General features: G+C 39.2%; 1 protein-coding gene. It reads left to right on the top strand.

What is annotated here, in order from left to right:
- Positions 1-166: 166 nt before the first annotated feature.
- Positions 167-496, top strand: a complete 330-nt coding sequence (gene trxA / locus L1D47_RS21020; protein ID WP_239886647.1) for a thioredoxin TrxA — start codon at positions 167-169, stop codon at positions 494-496.
- The last annotated feature ends 76 nt before the right edge of the window (positions 497-572 follow it).

Below are 572 nucleotides of genomic sequence, written 5' to 3'. Positions count from 1 at the left end.
GAATTATTGCGGTATACGCGCTTTTAAAAGCCGCCTGAAACGGTGATTTGTTTCGCTATATTACAAATGTTCAAAAACTATAATTCTATACGGCTACTTGAAATCTGCGCCATAAAGCCGTATCTTTGCAGCACCTACAAACTTAATCCCAAGAAAGGATACATAAATGAGCGATAAGATCGTACACGTTAGCGATGCCACTTTTGAGGCAGAAGTATTGAAATCAGAATTGCCAGTTGTTTTGGATTTTTGGGCACCATGGTGCGGTCCTTGTAAAATGATTGCTCCAATTCTTGATCAACTGGCAGAAGAAATGGGTGGCAAAGTGAAAATTGCTAAAATGAATGTGGACGACAATCAAGCAACGCCTGCACAATTTGGTATTCGCGGCATTCCAACCATGATTGTGTTCAAAGATGGCAAAAATGTGGCAACTAAAGTAGGCGCATTGGCTAAACCACAATTGGAAGCGTTTATTAACGAGTCTATTGCATAATAAATAATCAATCGGAACACACACAATATCAAAAGCAGCCTGAAAAATGATGTTCAGGCTGCTTTTTATTATAGAG

This window comes from Shewanella sp. Isolate7 (genome assembly GCF_022398425.1).
Taxonomy (GTDB): domain Bacteria; phylum Pseudomonadota; class Gammaproteobacteria; order Enterobacterales; family Shewanellaceae; genus Shewanella.
The sequence above is the reverse complement of the archived record's forward strand: the minus strand, read 5'-3'. Positions and strand labels throughout refer to the sequence as shown.